The 16,177-nt window shown below is 37.6% G+C and carries 15 protein-coding genes; 6 read left to right on the top strand and 9 right to left on the bottom strand.

What is annotated here, in order from left to right; translation table 11 throughout:
- Positions 1-65 precede the first annotated feature (65 nt).
- Positions 66-848: an endonuclease/exonuclease/phosphatase family protein gene (locus MM239_RS04385; RefSeq protein ID WP_241346913.1), complete on the top strand. Its 783-nt coding sequence runs from the start codon at positions 66-68 to the stop codon at positions 846-848.
- Positions 849-1,016: 168 nt separating this feature from the next.
- On the opposite strand, the gene mnhG is transcribed toward MM239_RS04385, so the two are convergent.
- The 7 genes from mnhG to MM239_RS04350 are packed head-to-tail and all read right to left on the bottom strand — an operon-like array spanning position 1,017 to position 6,720.
- Positions 1,017-1,382, bottom strand: a complete 366-nt coding sequence (gene mnhG, locus MM239_RS04380; protein ID WP_241346912.1) for a monovalent cation/H(+) antiporter subunit G — start codon at positions 1,380-1,382, stop codon at positions 1,017-1,019.
- Entirely contained in the window at positions 1,375-1,650 is a 276-nt protein-coding gene (locus MM239_RS04375; RefSeq protein ID WP_241346910.1) for a cation:proton antiporter, read from the bottom strand. Before MM239_RS04375 ends, mnhG begins: the two co-directional genes overlap by 8 nt.
- Complete coding sequence (locus MM239_RS04370) at positions 1,647-2,126, bottom strand: Na+/H+ antiporter subunit E (protein WP_241346908.1); 480 nt, start codon at positions 2,124-2,126, stop codon at positions 1,647-1,649. Before MM239_RS04370 ends, MM239_RS04375 begins: the two co-directional genes overlap by 4 nt.
- Positions 2,123-3,646, bottom strand: a complete 1,524-nt coding sequence (locus tag MM239_RS04365) for a proton-conducting transporter transmembrane domain-containing protein (RefSeq protein ID WP_241346905.1) — start codon at positions 3,644-3,646, stop codon at positions 2,123-2,125. Before MM239_RS04365 ends, MM239_RS04370 begins: the two co-directional genes overlap by 4 nt.
- The gene (locus MM239_RS04360; protein ID WP_241297235.1) at positions 3,639-3,995 is read right to left on the bottom strand and encodes a Na+/H+ antiporter subunit C; all 357 of its coding nucleotides are present in this window, start codon (positions 3,993-3,995) and stop codon (positions 3,639-3,641) included. Before MM239_RS04360 ends, MM239_RS04365 begins: the two co-directional genes overlap by 8 nt.
- Position 3,996: 1 nt before the next feature.
- Positions 3,997-4,407, bottom strand: a complete 411-nt coding sequence (locus MM239_RS04355) for a Na+/H+ antiporter subunit B (protein ID WP_241346903.1) — start codon at positions 4,405-4,407, stop codon at positions 3,997-3,999.
- A gap of 6 nt (positions 4,408-4,413) precedes the next feature.
- Positions 4,414-6,720 (bottom strand): putative monovalent cation/H+ antiporter subunit A, encoded by a 2,307-nt coding sequence (locus tag MM239_RS04350; protein WP_241346901.1) that lies wholly within the window; start codon positions 6,718-6,720, stop codon positions 4,414-4,416.
- Positions 6,721-6,983: 263 nt separating this feature from the next.
- Between MM239_RS04350 and MM239_RS04345 the strand changes: the two genes are divergently transcribed.
- Positions 6,984-9,539, top strand: coding sequence for a phosphoenolpyruvate carboxylase (locus tag MM239_RS04345; RefSeq protein WP_241346900.1), 2,556 nt, complete (start codon positions 6,984-6,986; stop codon positions 9,537-9,539).
- A gap of 114 nt (positions 9,540-9,653) precedes the next feature.
- On the opposite strand, the gene MM239_RS04340 is transcribed toward MM239_RS04345, so the two are convergent.
- Positions 9,654-11,141: a potassium/proton antiporter gene (locus tag MM239_RS04340; protein WP_241346899.1), complete on the bottom strand. Its 1,488-nt coding sequence runs from the start codon at positions 11,139-11,141 to the stop codon at positions 9,654-9,656.
- A gap of 314 nt (positions 11,142-11,455) precedes the next feature.
- On the opposite strand from MM239_RS04340, the gene MM239_RS04335 reads away from it, so the two are divergent.
- The 3 genes from MM239_RS04335 to MM239_RS04325 all read left to right on the top strand — a co-directional run bounded on the left by MM239_RS04335 (position 11,456) and on the right by MM239_RS04325 (position 14,785).
- Positions 11,456-12,142, top strand: a complete 687-nt coding sequence (locus tag MM239_RS04335; protein WP_241346898.1) for a potassium channel family protein — start codon at positions 11,456-11,458, stop codon at positions 12,140-12,142.
- 95 nt (positions 12,143-12,237) lie between these two features.
- Positions 12,238-13,719 carry a S10 family peptidase gene (locus tag MM239_RS04330; RefSeq protein WP_241346936.1) on the top strand — a complete coding sequence of 494 codons (1,482 nt, stop codon included), beginning with the start codon at positions 12,238-12,240 and terminating at the stop codon, positions 13,717-13,719.
- Positions 13,720-14,044: 325 nt separating this feature from the next.
- Positions 14,045-14,785, top strand: a complete 741-nt coding sequence (locus tag MM239_RS04325) for a hypothetical protein (RefSeq protein ID WP_241346897.1) — start codon at positions 14,045-14,047, stop codon at positions 14,783-14,785.
- A 1-nt stretch (position 14,786) separates the two neighbouring features.
- Here the strand turns inward: MM239_RS04325 and MM239_RS04320 are convergent, their stop codons facing one another.
- Positions 14,787-15,266, bottom strand: coding sequence for a DUF4442 domain-containing protein (locus tag MM239_RS04320; RefSeq protein WP_241346896.1), 480 nt, complete (start codon positions 15,264-15,266; stop codon positions 14,787-14,789).
- Positions 15,267-15,370: 104 nt separating this feature from the next.
- Between MM239_RS04320 and MM239_RS04315 the strand changes: the two genes are divergently transcribed.
- Positions 15,371-16,177 carry a M48 family metallopeptidase gene (locus MM239_RS04315; protein ID WP_241346895.1) on the top strand — a complete coding sequence of 269 codons (807 nt, stop codon included), beginning with the start codon at positions 15,371-15,373 and terminating at the stop codon, positions 16,175-16,177.

Below are 16,177 nucleotides of genomic sequence, written 5' to 3'. Positions count from 1 at the left end.
CTTTTATTGTACTAGGGATATTTTTAATTTACCAGATTTTCCCATTCACTATACTATCCAAAAAAATGATTGCAAATAATACATGTAAGGATTTTCCTTCTGTTAAGTTGTTAGTAATCAATGTTTATCAATACAATACAGCTTATCAAAAAACTATTGATTTGATCAAAGAAGTAGATCCAGATATGTTTTTTTTGGTAGAGACAGATCAGAAGTGGGCAGATAGTATAAATGTCTTCAAGGAAACTTTTAACTACCAGATTGAAAAGCCACTAGACAATACATACGGTTTACTTTTTTATTCAAAACTGGAAATTCATGATCCAAAAATACACTACCTAATCAAAGAGGAAATTCCTTCTATAGAACTTGATATCAAGCTTGCAACAGGTCAAATGATCAAGGTGTATGGAATACACCCAGAGCCACCCGTGCCTAGCGAGAATCCTGACAGTACGGAAAGGGATGCTGAGATCCTTAAGGTAGGCAAAAAGGTGAAAGAACTTTCCACACCTTGTATAGTCATTGGGGATCTCAATGATGTAGGATGGTCTTATTCAAGTGAGTTGTTTCTCAAAACTAGTGGCTTGCTTGATTTGAGAAGAGGAAGAGGTTTGTACAATACATTTCATGCAAAATATTTTTTCTTGCGCTGGCCTTTGGATCATATATTTGTCAGTGAACACTTTACTCTCGGGCAGATCAGGAGATATAGAAATGTTGGTTCTGATCACTTTCCAATAGGTTGTACTTTATATTTGGAAAAAAGCCGTGAAAATGAAAAACTGGAAGTTTGCGATGGGGATATGGATAAAGTAGATGAAAAAATAGCCGAAGCTGAAAAGTAGAAGTTATTAAATGCTTTATTATTATTATTATTCCCTAAAATCTGCAATAGAATGTTGTAATCGGTTGATTTGAAGACACAATAAACCGTCCAGGATTCACTCGGTTATTGCAAATAACTGATTGCTATTCAATAAAAGCCTGAAAGGTCGGCGGATTTAAATTATTCTTTATTTATCTTCTTCTCCACTTTTTAGTTTGTGGGTTTTTTTATCATATTGACCTTTGAGGTCATCCACTTTGGATTTTTTCCACATTTTGACTCCAGTAAAGTAGGAGGCTCTACCAATCATGTGAGCGCCAACTGGTGCTGTCAATAACATAAATATGATGATGGCTACTACCCGTGCACTAATGGCATTGTCATTGAAATAAAATGCAGCTGATAATAAAATTAAACCAATACCCAAAGTAGCTGCCTTGGTAGTGACGGATATCCTAAGGTACAAATCAGGCATTTTTACGATTCCTACTGCAGCTAATAAAATAAATATTGCCCCAGATGTGCTCAATATATATACTAATATTTCAGTCATTTTTTTCTCTTTTTTCAAGGTAATAAGCAAAAGCAACTGTACCCAAAAAGGCAATCAAGGCCATGATCATTGCTATATCCAAGAAGGCAGGCTGGTCTGAAAGAATACTGTAGACCGCTATAATTCCAATTCCAGTTGTAAGCAATAAATCTAGGGCAACAACCCTGTCAGAAAGCTTTGGTCCAATCAAAAACCTTACAAAAATTATCAAGATCGAAATGGCCAAAGTCGGTAGGATGATATAATATAGGTAGTCGGATATACTCATCTTGTTATTTCTAATAGTTTTCTTTCAAAGCCATTTTTGATACTTGCGATAAACGCTTCTTTGTCTTTTACATACATGGCATGCACATAAAGTACTTTTCTATCTTCAGATACATCTAAACTCAACGTACCAGGTGTGAGTGTGATTAGATTGGCCAATAAGGTGATTTCTAAATCAGACTCAGCATCCAACGGGATTTTCACAATACCAGGCTCCATATAGTGTCTTGGTGTAATCACGTCATATGCCACTTGGACATTTGCTTTCACCAATTCGTAAAGAAAAAAGAAGACAAATGATACCAATTTTGGGATTCTATTAAAATACTTATTGTCTCTTCTGTCGGTAGCAGAGACCCACAATAGGAAGAAGCTAAGTGCAAATCCGAAAAGAAAATTCTCAACAGTAAACGCACCAGTTATTGCTACCCATATAAGAGACAAAAGTAGGTTACTAAGGAATTTGGTTTTTATCATGGTGTTTCCGTTTTGGCCCCTAATACTGCATCCAAATAAGCTGAAGGATTCATAAGTTCTGCAGCAATTTGTTTACTTAATAAAATTATATGTTCAGCAGCTAAACCTATATACAATGATGTAACAGCAAGTAAAATGATTGGTATTACCATAGCCCAGCGCTTGAAAGGTTTCAATTCATGAAAATACTTTACATTTATCTTTTTGGGAAGTGCCACTGCATCTTTCCAAAATACTTCTGCCCATAGCTTTGCGATCACCCAAAGCGTAAGGAAACTACCCAATATGATAAATCCGATGAGCATCCATTCATTTGCTTTGTAACCACCTTCTATCAAAAACACCTTTGCCCAAAAACCTGAAAGTGGAGGGATTCCAGCCAATGAGAAAAGTGGGATTGCAATCAGCAAGGAGAATTTCGGATACTTTTTATAAATACCTCCAAGTTTTTCAATATTCAATGTGCCTTTGAGTTTGAAGATCAATCCAGAAGCCAAAAACAAATTGGTTTTTACAATGATATCATGGATAAGGTAGAATATAGCTCCCATAATCGCCAGCTCGGTATAAATGCCCAGTCCAGCTAACATGAATCCAATATGGCAGACGATCAGGTATGAGAAGATTTTACGCATATTTACTTGTAAAATAGCTCCTAATCCACCTGATAGAATGGTCATACAGGCTAAAACTACAAGCAAATTACCAAGGAACTCATCTGGGATGAAGATTAAAGTAAAAATCCTTAACAAAGCATATACACCAACCTTGGTCAATAGCCCACCAAACACAGCAGATATAGCAGGTGGTGGAGTATGGTATGATGCAGGCAGCCAAAAGTAGAGTGGGAAAATGGCTGACTTTATTCCGAACCCTACCAGGAATAGTATGGCCACTACATTCACAAGCCCCCTGTTCTCAATCTCGGCGACTTGTATAGATAAATCGGCCATATTCAAACTTCCTGCAAGTCCATACAAGATGGCAATAGCAGTAAGAAATATGGCTGAGGCCAGCAGGTTCATTGTGACATACTTTATGGCTCCTTCGATTTGAGCCTTTTCGCCCCCTATAGTGATCAGCACGAAGGAGGCTATGATGATTATCTCAAACCAGACATATAAGTTGAAAATATCTCCTGTCAAAAATGCTCCATGAAGTCCCATTAATAGGAAATTGAGAATTGGGAAGTATCCAAATTTCAAGCGTGCATTTCGGATGCTTCCTGTGGAAAATATTCCTACGGCCATTCCAGAAATTGCCGTAAGAAGGACCATCGTCGTACTGAAAAGGTCAGCTACAAAGGTGATCCCAAATGGTGCTTGCCATTCACCAGCTTGCATGGTCAAGATGCCATTTTGGTAGACTTCTTTGAAGAGCCAGATGGCAATCCCTACAGATATGATGCTACAGATTATCGTAATCAGCCTTTGAGCATTGACACGATACCAAAAAAACATCAGTAAGACTGAGGTGAATAGTTGGAAAATTACTGGTAATACAATGTATGGGTTATTCATAGATTTCGTCTGTTGTATTCAGTTCGTCCAAGTCATCTGTTTGGGTAATCTTATAGGCTCTTTTGACCAATATGATGGCAAAAGACTGTAGTCCAAAGCTAATTACAATAGCAGTAAGTATAAGGGCTTGAGGAACAGGGTCAGCATAGATTTCAGTAAGCATTTTGGCTGTAGAATCGATAATAGGAGGCTTCCCCTTGACGATTCTGCCTAGCAAAAATATCAGCATATTTGCCCCATTTCCCAAGAGTATGAGGCCGATGATGAGCTTAACCATACTTCTTCTTAGCATCATATATATCCCAGAAGCATAGAGTAAACCGATGATGACAACTAATATTAATTCCATGTTAGAGTGTTTCAGATATGGTGAAAATGATAGTCAAAGTAACGCCTATCACGACTAAGTATACACCCGCATCGAAGAACAAAGCAGAACCAACCATTCCAATAACAGGAATTGGATTCTCAAACCATAAACCAGTCATGAAACTTTGTTCAATAAATAAGGGTGCTGCACCACTGATCAAAGCGATACATAGGCCCACAGGCATCAAAAAACCAGGGTGAAATTTGATCAAGTTTTTAGTCTGCTCTAGTCCATTTGCAAAGGAATGAATTACAAAAGCAATGGATGCGATCAATCCTCCTACAAATCCACCTCCAGGCAAATAATGTCCTCTCAATAGGATGAATACCGAAAACAACACCAAAAGTGGCAATAGATAGGTAGAGGCTGTTTTAAATATAATGGTTTTCATAAGTGATTACTCTTTTTCAATACTTTTTAATCTTAATTTTAATAGGCTAAACACACCAATTGCAGCAATAACCAAAACGGTGATTTCGACCATGGTATCAAAACCTCTAAAATCCACCAGAATTACGTTGACTACATTTTTTCCTTTTGCTAAAAGGTAGGCACTTTCAGCATAAAAAATGGAAGTCTCCCTATTCAATGGCTCTGCAAGTACTTCCAAGGTCAAAATAGCAATCAAACTACCAAAGAATATTGATAAAACTGCATCTCTTAACCTTACCGCTTTACTTGAAAAGTTTTTGTATTTTGGTAAGTTGTATATCACCAATACAAACAATATCACCGTCAATGTATCAATAGAAAATTGTGTCATGGCCAGATCAGGTGCTGAGTAAAATAGAAAAATCAAACAAATCGAGTATCCCATAACCCCAAGAGAAGCCACTGCCACAAGCCTAGATCGAGAAAACACGGTGAATATGATTGCCACAATCATCATAATCGCCACAGTCACTTCATAGATTGTCAATGATGTCAACTGAGCGGTATCTATATACAGATTCACCCCTTGATATAGCCTGTATGCCAATAGAATGGTTAAAAAGCCTAAAATAGTGATCACATAATTTCTCAAATAGCCATTTTGGAATAGTCCCGTCCAAAATCTTGCAAATGCATTGAAGAATTTACCAAAAATTCCAAATAGGGTTTGTGGAGCAATCATTTCAAATTTAAGTGTCTTCGAAAAAAGTAAAGATGATGGTTTCAAAATCATGTAAAGTACCACCCCGAGTGTCAGCGTAAGTAAACTTAAGCCAAGCACCAAATTGAATCCATGCCAGAGCTTGATATGGACTGGTGCTCCCTCGATTACCATACTGCTAAATACTGGCTGAACAAGGACTCCTTCTATGAGACTGGGAAATAAACCAAAAACTAATCCCAATCCAGCTAAAATCAACGGAGGAACCCACATCGTAGGATGAGGTAAGTGCAATGCAGCATAGTTGCTTGGAAGAGGTCCTACAAATGGCTTGAATCCAGCCAATAAACCTGCGAATAACAAGCAGACATTGGTAACTATAGCGGCTATTGTTAACACTACAGCCCAGTTTCCATAAGCCAGGGTAGCTTCATAGATCAAGTCTTTGCCTATAAAACCAAAGAAAGGAGGTGCACCTGCATTAGATAGCGCTGCAAGTCCTGCTGCTACCGCCACTGGCATCAAGACCTTGCTTAAGCCAGAGAGTACTGTGACATCTCTTGTTCCTGTTTCATGATCTACTATACCAGTGATCAAGAAAAGTGTGGCCTTGTAAAGTGCATGTACCAATATGAAAACTCCCGCAGCTAATAGGGAAGCTTCAGTTCCCAAGCCTATTAAGAAAACCAAAATCCCAAGAGCTGAAATGGTGGAATAGGCCAAAATTCCTTTCATATCAATGCGAAATATAGAATGAACCGCAGCGTATACCATTGTGATGGCCCCTACAATGATTAATGTGGTATTCCATTCTGGTGTCCCACCTAAGAGCGGCGTAAATCTAGCCAATAGGTAGATTCCAGCCTTGACCATGGTTGCAGAATGCAGGTAAGTACTTACTGGCGTTGGTGCTTTCATGGCACCCGGTAGCCAAAAATGGAATGGAAATTGCGCTGATTTGGTAAATGCTCCAATAAAAATAAGCCCTACTATCCAGCCGTAGGAAGCATGATCTTGTATCAAGTTGGATTGACTCAGAAGCTCTTGGAATTGATAAGTGCCTCCTACAAAGCCTAAAAGTACCATTCCTGCAAGTAGAAATAAGCCACCTAGTCCAGTAATACTCAAGGCTAATAAGGCAGACTTTCTGGATTTTGGATCATCGTTGTTGAATCCTATTAGGAAGAAAGAGCTAATACTTGTCAACTCCCAAAAGATAAATAGGGTGATAATATTGTCTGAAAGTACCAAACCAAGCATGGAAGCCATGAACATGCTCAAGTATCCAAAGAATCTATCCAAGTATTGATGACCTTTAAGATAGCTTGTGGTGTAGGTGAATACCAATGTCCCTACTCCTGTGATCAGTAAAGCGAAAAGCATCGCCAAGCCGTCAAGGTGGAAACCAAAATTGATTCCATAGCTTGGAACCCACTCATAGCTGAATTTGAAGGTCTGTCCTTCTCCAATTTCTTTTAAGTAAGAAATAAAATAAACAAAGAGACCAAAAGGTAGTAAAGGAAGTAGAAGAGATCCTTTTCCTTTGATAAATTTACTAATAAAAGGTGTACATCCAGCGAGGATAAAACCTGAAAGTATAGCTAGAATCATGTATGTTCAAGAATTTCTAAATACGGTTTAAAAACTCTAAATTACAAAAAAAGCTCAATCTGTCGACCGGTATGAACAATAAACCTAAAATATATAGAAATTGCTAAGTTTAAAATATTCTGCGTTTATCGATTATATTTTCAATAAATATCTGTAAATGATGAAGAAAGTATATTGATTTTGCTAAAACTCTGAAAAAAACGTAAAATTGATTACTTTTACCAGACTGAATTAAAAAAATAACCAAACCTTTAAACCATAAAATGATAAAGAATAACTATCAAACAGAAGTAGCCAAGAGGTTTACTATTTACAATAGTCTCTTCTTGGATCTCCCTTTTAGTGATATCAACAGAACAGGAACTTTGTTGCCAATATTGGCCTCCAAGTGTGAGGAAGGATACCAAAAGGACAAGACGCCAAAGCAAATTATCCAGGGATTTTTTGATGAATTGATGTCCAAAAACTCGAATGATGAGCAGCATGATCTTCTTTTCAAGATGGTTCAATATGTGGAAAGACAAGTTGTATTGTTTGATTCCATAGAAGATGCTGCATTTGACAAGATTCATGATGTGAAAGGTAAAGGTAGTGTAAAAGCGCTACTTGCAAGAGTAGATAATGATAGGAAAAGAGATGCCCTGATCGAAAAGCTTAAAAACTTTTCAGTAAGACTTACACTTACAGCCCACCCTACACAATTTTACCCGGGTAATGTATTAGGTATCATTACCGATTTAGAAACCGCCATAAAGAATAATGATTTAGGAAGTATCAATTTGCTATTACAGCAATTAGGGAAAACTGGATTTATCAATAAGGAAAAGCCTTCTCCACTGGATGAAGCTGTGAGTTTGATTTGGTTTTTGACTAATGTTTTTTACAAAAGCATTCCAGATATCATGACCAGACTACTGAATAGCTTAGAAATTCCTTTGCATGAATGGGACAATCCGGGACTACTTAAAGTAGGTTTTTGGCCAGGTGGTGATAGAGATGGAAACCCATTTGTGACACATGATATCACTGTCAAAGTCGCTGAAAGGTTACAAAAATGGATTTTGAGATGCTACTATAGAGACGTCAGAGTGATCAAAAGAAGGCTTACATTCAAGCACGTAGAGCCGATTATGCAAAAAGTGGAAAACGGATTGTTCGAATCTCTTTTCGAAGAGCACAGTTATTACCATACAAAAGATGAATTGCTTGCAGATTTAATGGAGGCGAGAAAGTGCTTGGTTGAATACCACGATGGACTTTTCTTAGAGCAGTTGGATGAGTTTATCTTGAAAGTGAAAATTTTCGGATTCCATTTTGCCAATATGGATGTGCGTCAAGATAGCCGAAAACATGATGGCTTGTGGGATGAAGTGATTGAGCTTGAAATGGGTAAGGATGCTTTGAAGTCTTATCATGAACTTTCTGATACAGAGAAGATCTCTTACTTATTTGATTTTGAAAAATTACCTGATCTGTCTAAAATTCAGGATGATTTTCATAAGGAAATGTTGAAAAGTTTTGATGCAATTCAGACTGTTCAAAAGGAAAATGGAGAAGATGGATTGCACCGATATATTATCTCAAACTGTCAGTCGGCTCTTCACATGCTCGAGGTATTCAAGCTTGCCCAACTTAACTTGAAGCATGAGGAAGGAGAATTACCTTTGGATATTGTTCCGCTTTTTGAGACAATTGATGATTTGGCAGAGGCTCCAAAGATCATGGAGCAACTTTATAAAAACCCGCATTATGCAAAACATTTGAAGTTCAGGAAGAATAAGCAAACGATTATGCTCGGCTTCTCTGATGGAACAAAAGATGGTGGATACATCAGAGCCAATTGGTCAATCTTGCAGGCTAAAGAAGAATTGACAAAGGTATCTAAGCAATATGATGTGAGTGTCGTATTCTTTGATGGGAGAGGAGGACCTCCAGCTAGAGGAGGAGGACAGATGCATAATTTCTATGCTTCTCTAGGTCCAAAGGTAGAAAATAGTGAAATCCAGATCACAATCCAAGGACAGACGATTTCTGCGAATTATGGAAAACCTATCTCTTGTACTTACAATCTGGAACAGCTACTTTGTGCAGGAATCGAGAATGAATTGTACCCTTCTTCGGAGAAAAACCTCACAGATGAGCAGCGTTCATTAATCAACCGTATGGCGGATGTATCTTATCAGTTTTATAAAGATTTCAAAAGTCACCCACAGTTCTTGCCTTACCTAGAGCATGTAACTCCACTGAAGTATTTCGGTAAGGTTAACATCGGTTCGAGACCTTTGAAAAGAGGTAAGGATACAGGATTGAAATTTGATGATTTGCGTGCTATTCCTTTTGTAGGATCATGGGCACAGATGAAGCAAAATATCCCAGGATTCTTTGGAGTAGGTGCAGCTTTAGAAGCTTTGAAAGAAGAAGGAAGATTTGAAGAAGTAAAGGCGTTATATAATGATTCCTTGTTTTTCAGGTCTTTGCTAGGTAACAGCATGCAGTCTTTGGCGAAGTCGTTCTACAAGTCTACAGCTTACCTCAAAGAGGATAAAAGATATGCAGAGCTTTGGGAATTGATGTTTTCGGAATATTCTAGGACGATGAAATTCATCCTTGAGGTCTCTGATATGGAGGAGTTACTTCAAGATAACCCAACTTCAAAGGATTCGATTGCAATACGTGAAAAAATCGTGTTACCATTGATCACCATTCAGCAATATGCTATTCAGACCATGCTAGAGAGAGGTGAAGATGATCCTGTTTTACAAAAACTCATCTTGCGTACCATGTTTGGTATTATCAATGCAGCCAGAAATGCTGCTTAATATAACATTAGGCTAAAAGTTTAAAACCTCCCTAAGAACATCTTTTATTGTTTCTAGGGAGGTTTTCTTTTTGCTAATGCTTTTGAAATTAGAAATTACCATCATAGGGAATATTTATTCCTCATCTAATTCTTCTTCAATCAACTTTACACCTAATACTTCATGGACTTTTTGTAAAGTTTCTTTATTTTCTGAAAGTATAAGTAATTGATCCCATGCCAAAATTTCAGTAGTTCCTTTAGGTGTGATGTATTCACCCTCTCTTCTTAGCATGGCAATGATGGCGTTTTTAGGAAATCCAATTTCTAGAATCTTTTTACCAACGATTTCATTTTCTTCCGAAATCACAATTTCAGACATTTCAGTCTTAGGGGATTCATTCATGATGTAATCTATCGGTGTTCTAGGCTTAAGTTTTTCAGGAAGAGCTACTTTAAGCCATTTCGCCACCACTGATAAGGTGGTTCCTTGAAGAAGAACAGAAGATAGAGAAATGAAAAATACCAGATTGAAAATCATGTTGGCTTTGTCTATGCCTGCAATCAGTGGATAAGTAGCAAATACAATAGGAACGGCACCTCGTAGACCTACCCAAGATACATACCATCGGCTCCTATTTTTCATTTTGAAAGGGAGTAAGGTAAGAAATACCCCAAGCGGTCGAGATACAAAAATAAGGAATAGGGACAAGGAAATTCCCAAACCTAAGAGTGGAATAATCTCAGTAGGGTTCACAAGGAGACCTAAGGTTAAGAAAAGTACGATCTGCATCAACCAAGCTAATCCATCAAACATTTTCAAGATGGAGTTTTTGTGAACCAATTCCTGTTGTCCTAAGTAAACTGCACAAAGATATACAGCTAGGAAACCATTGCCCCCCACAAAATCTGTCAGTGAAAAAGTGATAAACATCAAAGCTATCACCAAAACAGGATATAAGCCTTCAAAACCTAAATTGATCTTATTGATAGCCTGTTTACTTAGCCAGCCTAGCAAAAGACCAAGGGCTGCCCCAAGGATCATTTGTTGTAGGAAAAGGGTAACAATTGAAAGGAATCCCTGATTTGGATTGATCACCAAACCTAAAAATGCTATTGTCAATACATATGCCATAGGGTCATTACTTCCACTTTCTAGCTCAAGCACAGAGCGAAGTCTATACTTCAGAGCCAAACTTTTGGATCGCAATATGGAAAATACCGCTGCTGCATCTGTGGATGAAACGATAGCTCCTAAAAGCAAGCCTTCTAGAATAGAAAAATCAGTAACATAACAGACGAACAAGCCAACTGAAGTAGCTGTCAACAGAACCCCAACAGTAGAAAGTGCAATGCCTTTTGCCAATACTGGTTTTATAGATTTCCAGTTGGTATCTAGACCACCAGAAAAAAGGATGAAATTCAGTGAAACTATACCAATGAATTGAGCAATTTCTGGATTATCGAAGTGAATGCCTAATCCATCAGAACCCGAGATCATCCCTACCATTAAGAATAAAACCAATGTCGGAACTCCAAACCTATAAGAAGTCTTGCCTGCAAGTATACTTAAGAAAAGCAAGGTGGAGCCAATAAGAAGGATATTCTCTATAGTCAAATTCATGAATGTGCTGTTTAGTCAAAGAATTCAATTCGAATTGAATTTTTCACGAAAATAATCAATATTATTGCAAATGCCGATTTGAGGAATAATACTTCACACTATTTTTATCAAATTTTTGATAGTATCTTGAAAATGGTGTAGGCGATTAATACTGATTGAAGGCTTTGTAAGTTAATTGTAATTTAAGAGATTAATTGTCTACAATACTTTCAGAATTTCTTTATTATACCCAATCGTAATTATTCTCTAAATATTTTCCTCTTAATCGATTCTTTATTTGAAGATCAAAATCAGGGTATTTAATAGAAGCATATATGAAAAATGTACTAAAAAAGATCAATAGGTTTTGGGTGTCGGATGTTAGCTTTCTTTTATTGCTTGGGATGCTTGTTTTTACAGTTTTTATCTTACCTGTATTTATAGAATACCAAAACGATGCTACATTTTTTCTCAATGCCATGTTGATCTTACTTTTTTTCGTTGGTGTCTTTTCTTCTATGGAAAAATCTTTCATCGCATTATCAGCGGTACTTTTTTTGATTCATGTTTCGCTTAGACTGATTAGGTTTGGTGACAATCCATTTGATTTTTACTTATTTGAAAGAATCGCAGCTATCCTGAACTTGATCGCATTGACAGTAGTGAATTTGAGGTTGCTATTTAGAGATGATGAGGTGAATTTTTACCGTATCATTGGCTCGATCAATGTTTACCTTTTAGTATCTATTATCGGAGCGATAGGATTTGAAGTGATTCAAATACTCGCAGGAACTTCCATAGTAGGTCAGGATTTTGAGCTTTCGGGAACGGATGTGGACTTTGGGTATTACATTTATTATAGCCTCACTTGCATCAGTACACTTGGTTTTGGTGACATGTATCCGATCAATTTTGCAGCAAAAATGCTATCCACATTCTTGTCTGCTTTGGGTATTTTATATCCAGCGGTGATTATTTCTAAGCTAGTGTCCTATGCTTCATCGGGAAAATCATCTTCATAAACCCTTTCAAATGGTTGGTTAACCTTTTAAAGATTCAATATTTTTAAAATAGGAGTAGTTTACTATTTTGCTTAGCATTTAATCCAAATATTATGATGAAGAAATACTTAGTGGCTTTTGTCTTCCTAATGTGCGCATTTGCAAGATCAGAAGCTCAAGAAACAAGACAAATTGAGATTGAGTCTGCAGTCGAGACCAACGATGAAGTCACTATTAATGGAAAAAGGGTTCCATACAAAGCAACCGCTGGAACTATGCCTGTCTGGAATGATGAAGGCAAGCCGATAGCATCGCTGTTCTATACTTACTATGAGCGTTCGGATGTTTCTGACAAGGCAAACAGACCTTTGGTAATATCATTTAATGGTGGACCTGGTTCGGCGTCTATTTGGATGCACTTGGCATATACTGGTCCATACAAACTCAATATTGATGATGAAGGCTATCCCGTACAGCCATATGGTTATAGCAAAAACACTCACTCTATTTTAGATGTAGCTGATATTGTATATATTGACCCTGTCAATACAGGCTATTCAAGAATAGTAGATAAGGAGGTGTCAAGATCGACATTTTTTGGTGTCAATGCAGATATCAAGTATTTGGCGGATTGGGTAAATACTTTCGTGACTAGACAAAATAGATGGGCATCTCCAAAGTATCTGATAGGAGAAAGTTATGGAACTACAAGAGTATCAGGGTTAGTATCACAACTTCAGAATTCACACTGGATGTTTTTCAACGGAGTAGTGTTAGTGTCTCCTACAGATCTTGGATTGAATAGAAGTGGTCCTGTGGCTGCCGCTAATTATTTGCCATATTATGCAGCTACCGCCTGGTATCATGGTGTATTGACACCAGAGCTTCAAGGTAAGGATTTGGATGAAATCTTGCCGGAGGTAGAACAATATACCTTGGATGTAGTGCTTCCAGCAGTGGCAAGAGGAGGTTCACTAGACAAAGCTAAAAGAAACGAGATTGCAAAGAAAATGGCCTATTACTCGGGAATGAAAGAAAGTGTGTTTACCGATCATAATTTGGCTGTTCCTACAAGCTTCTTCTGGAAGGAGCTATTGAGAAGTCAAGGGCTGACAATAGGTAGGCTTGATAGTAGGTACAAAGGAATAGATAAAAGTGATGCAGGGGATAGGTATGATTTTGATCCAGCGCTTACTTCATGGAATCATGCTTTTGCTCCCGCTTTCAATATGTATGCTAAAAATGTACTCAAGTACAACACAGACCTTACATACAATCTTTTCGGCCCCGTACATCCTTGGGATAGGGGCAATGATAACACAGGTGAACAACTGGCAAGTGCCATGCGTCAAAATCCTTACTTACATGTATTGACTCAATCTGGATATTTTGACGGTGGGACGGATTACTTCAATGCGAAGTTCAATATGTGGCAAATGGATCAAAATGGTAAACTTCAGGATAGGTTGTCTTTCAAAGGATACCGATCAGGTCATATGATGTATCTCAGGGCAGAAGATCTCAAAACATCAAATGATGATATTAGAGAATTCATCAAGAAGACTATCCCAGAGAAAGGCACTCCTGCCAAATATTAAAATAAAAGAGAAGCAAAGTTCTAGCGACCTTTGCTTCTCTTTTTAGACTTCTCAAACTGTTTTTCTTCATTTTTTGATAAATCCCTACTGGATGATGAAGTTTTATTCAAATATTTTCGGCAAGTTGAGGCTTATAGACAATGTTTTGGAAGTCTACTAGCGTATATATAATTGAATTTTTAAACATGGTTGGTTCAAAGGTATTCGCTCTGGAGTGTGCTGTCTTTTTATGTTAAATATCACTCTTCTGTATAAAGGGTCTTTGCTTAAAGTTTTTTAACAAGACAAATTTTTCAATTTCTATTAATGCGCCTAATTTTATGCTGTGATTAAATCTGGACTCATATTAATTTTATTCTTAGGACTCTTTTGTGGAGCTTTTGCTCAAAATATCACGGGAAATGTGGTAGATGGGTTGGATAAAGAATATTTAGAAGAAGTATGGGTAATCAATCTCCGAACACGAGATAGTGTAGAAACCAATAATAGAGGATATTTTCGAATTCCAGGAATATCAGGAGACTCCATCGTTTTCAAAAGATCATATTATATTCCGACAGGAATGAAAATTCAAGAACAGTTTCATCTTTTGGTTGAAATTCATATGAATGCGCGCATGCTTCCTCAAGTCAATGTTTATGGACGAGATGATCGCGTTCCTTTTCGAATAGGTCAGTATGGAAATGGATCAGGTTTGAATCCACTATCTGATCGTGAAGCAGGTCCTGGGAAAATTTACTCAGGCTTAAATAATAATGAAGCATTGGTGCCAGCACTGACGATAGATGGATTGTTTTCCTATTTTTTGAAAAGTGAACGACAGAAGCGACAATATGCTCAAAAGCTAGCCGAAATGGCCAGGCAACAAGATTATTTGGATTTGATTCAATCTGACTCTGTCATGCAAGCCCTCAAAAAGAATTATGAGCTTTCGGATCAGGATTTAGATGATTTGATCATAGAATTCAACTTGAGCAATAGGCATCATCAGTTCAAAGATATGCCAAGGAAAGTTGTTGAGCAGAGGTTACTTGATTTCTTTGATAGAAGAACAGGGAAAAAATAGATCAAGCTTTCCTTTTAAAAGACCAGGTAATATAGAACCTAGCAACGATTTCACCTGACTGATTTGTTCCAGTTGAAATCATGGTCAATTTACCAGTGTCATTTATTTCCATTTGATCTATGACTTGAGTCAATTCAGTCCCTTGCTCGCAGGTGAAGATTATTTTTTCATTTGCTTTCTTTAGAAACTCAGCCTTAAAGTCTACCACTAGCATGCTGAATTTGCCTTTTCCAGCCATGGCAATTTGACAAAGTGCGCCTGTAGTAAGTTCCCCTGCACCAGCCAAGGCTGCAAAATAAATTGACTTGAAAGGGTTTTGACTCCTCCAAAAGAAAGGAATGCTCAAACTGCATCTTTGCAAGTTAAGCTCAGTGATTCTTAACCTCCAGAAAACAGCAGATGGTAGCTTGAAAAACATGGCCCACCAAAAAATAAATGGGTTCGTCATTTTACGTTGGTAGGATTTTGCTTCTTGATTCATGGGAATATTGTTGCGTGTGTTTAGGCAATTTAAAATAAATAAAATTAAAAGCTTTTTGAAATGGCATCTTTTTTGGTGATTTTCGTGCAAAATATGAAGAGCATATGATCAGGAAAATTTCCATTTTGTTTTTGATTGGGTTGATCACTTATTCTTGTGCCAAAGTGCCATTAAGTGGAAGAAGTCAACTTAGTCTGGTAGGTAATTCAGAAATACTACCAATGTCTTACGAGCAGTACTCGCAAGTTTTAGCTGAAAGTAAAGTTGTCACTAATACATCCGAAGGCCAGATGGTAGCCAGGGTTGGTAGACGAATCGCTGATGCAGTTTCAAAATATATGACAGAGCGCGGTTATTCCAATGCATTGGAAGGTTTTCAATGGGAATTTAACTTAATAGAAAGTGAGCAAATCAATGCTTGGTGTATGCCAGGAGGAAAGGTAGCTTTTTATACAGGAATAATGCCCATTTGTAAAGACGAAACAGGTGTAGCAGTAGTTATGGGACATGAAGTGGCTCATGCTGTAGCAAGTCATGCAAGGGAAAGAATGTCGAATGGTTTGGTCTTAAATGGTCTACTTGGTGGTGTGCAAGTAGCCATGGGACAGAATCCATCTTTGACACAAAACATCTTCCTTCAAGCAGTAGGTTACGGAGGACAGTTGGGTATGTTAAGTTTTTCTAGAAAGCATGAGCTGGAAGCGGATCAACTTGGTCTAGATTTCATGGCATTGGCTGGGTATGATCCTAGACAAGCGCCAGCTTTTTGGGAAAGAATGAATGCTGGGGCAAGTGGAAATAGACCTCCTGATTTCTTGTCAACTCACCCTGGTCCAAACAGACGTATCGATGAGCTAAACAAGCAGATGCCAAAATCTATGGATTACTACGAAAAGAGTAACAAGCAGTAG

The sequence above is a fragment of the Belliella filtrata genome, from assembly GCF_022549775.1.
In the GTDB taxonomy this organism is placed as follows: domain Bacteria; phylum Bacteroidota; class Bacteroidia; order Cytophagales; family Cyclobacteriaceae; genus Belliella; species Belliella filtrata.
Note: the sequence above shows the minus strand (reverse complement) of the source record. Positions and strands in the feature narration are given on the sequence as shown.